At 69.2% G+C, this 1,584-nt stretch carries 1 protein-coding gene; it reads right to left on the reverse strand.

Annotated features, from left to right (window positions below; all coding sequences use genetic code 11):
• The coding region (locus ACSFA3_RS22775; RefSeq protein ID WP_435507735.1) for an SdrD B-like domain-containing protein at window positions 1–1,584 on the reverse strand (1,584 nt) is incomplete at both ends.

Raw genomic sequence — 1,584 nt, forward strand, 5'->3', positions numbered from 1 at the left:
GCCGTTGCTGGCGCCGGGCGGCACGGTACCCATCGTGCTGCCCACACCGCTGACGGTGCCAGCACGCGTGATGCCGGGCTGGTAGGCAGCGGGCTGGTCTTCCACCACGTTGTAGGTGCCTGCGGGCACGGTGAAGCCCCAGTTGCCGTTGGCGTCGGTGGTGGTCGTCATGGCGACCGCATTGCCCGCGCTGTCGGTGCCGTTCAGGCGGATGGTGACGCCGGCGATGTTGGGCTCGCCGCCGTCGATCAGGCCGTTGCCGTTCAGGTCTTCGTACACGCGGCCGGACAGCGCGCTGTTCTGCACCGTGACCTGGCCGTCGTTGAAATTGTTGCCGCCGTCCGGATCGGTGCCGCCGTTGGTGTCGCCCGAGCCGGTGGTGATGATGTGCGCGCGGTTCGTGAGCACGGTGCCGTTGGCTGGCGCTGCGCCGCTGAAGCGCACTGGAATGCGCACGGTGGCGGTGCCGTTGGCCGGCATCGAGGTAATGGCACAGCTCACGGCCGTGCCGCCGGCAGCGCCGGTGCAGGTAGACGCGACCGGCGTGAAGGAGCAGCCGGTGACGGTGAACACGGGCGAGCCCGTCAGAACCAGCGACGCGGAAAGCGTGTCGGTGAAGCTGGTGGTCTCTGCGCTGTCGGGGCCGTTGTTGCGCAGCTGCACGAGCCAGTCGAAGGTCTGGGCAGACGACACGGTAGCCAGCGGCGTGGCGGTGCCGGTCGTGACGGCGGCCTTGGAAACCACCTGCACGTCGGCCTTGAAGCGGAAGGTGGTGTTCTCGGCCACCGCGTTGTTGCCCTGCACGGTGTCGAAGGCATTGCGCGTGGCGTCGAAGAAGTCGACCTTCGCGTTGTTCTGGAAGGTGCCGCGCGACGTGCCCCTGAGCACCACGCGGAACTGCAGCGAACTGAGCTCGCCGGTAGACGTGGGGCCCGTGCCGCCCAGCGTCGGGATGGTGAACACGATCTGCCCGCCGGCCGAGCCGATGGCCGCGCCGCCGGCCAGCGCGAAGCTGGTGCCCGTCGGGGCATTCGACGGGATGCTCACCGACACCAGCGTGGGCGGTGTCTCGCCGCCGGGGCCGGGCAACGGCAGCGTGTCGACCAGGCGCACGTCTTCCGCCGTCGACGCGCTGTTGTTCGACACGGTGATGGTGTAGCCCACGTCGTCGCCCACGTTCACCGGGTCGGCGTCGTCGCGCTTGGTGACGACCAGGTCGTACACCGGCGCGGTGACGGTCGCGGGCACGGCGGCGTCGTTGTTGGTGGTGAGCAGCTCGGGCGTGTCGGTGGCAACGTGCGCGCCGTTGGTCACAGCGGTGCCGTTGAGCGCGTACAGCGGCCGCACGCGCACCGTGACGGTCTGCTGCACGCTGCGGTTGAGCGAGTTCCAGCTGCACACGAGCTGGTTGTTGGTGGTGCCGGTGCCCGTGGGCTGCGTGGTGACCGGCGTCGTACCGCAAGTACCTCCGCCGGAGGCAACGGCCGTGAGGAACATCAGGTTGGCCGGCAACGTGTCGGTCACGCTCACGGCGTATGCACGGCTCAGGCTGTCCGGTACGTTCCGGTTGACGACGGTCAGCGT

It is taken from the genome of Variovorax glucosi (genome assembly GCF_051216695.1).
Taxonomy (GTDB): domain Bacteria; phylum Pseudomonadota; class Gammaproteobacteria; order Burkholderiales; family Burkholderiaceae_C; genus Variovorax.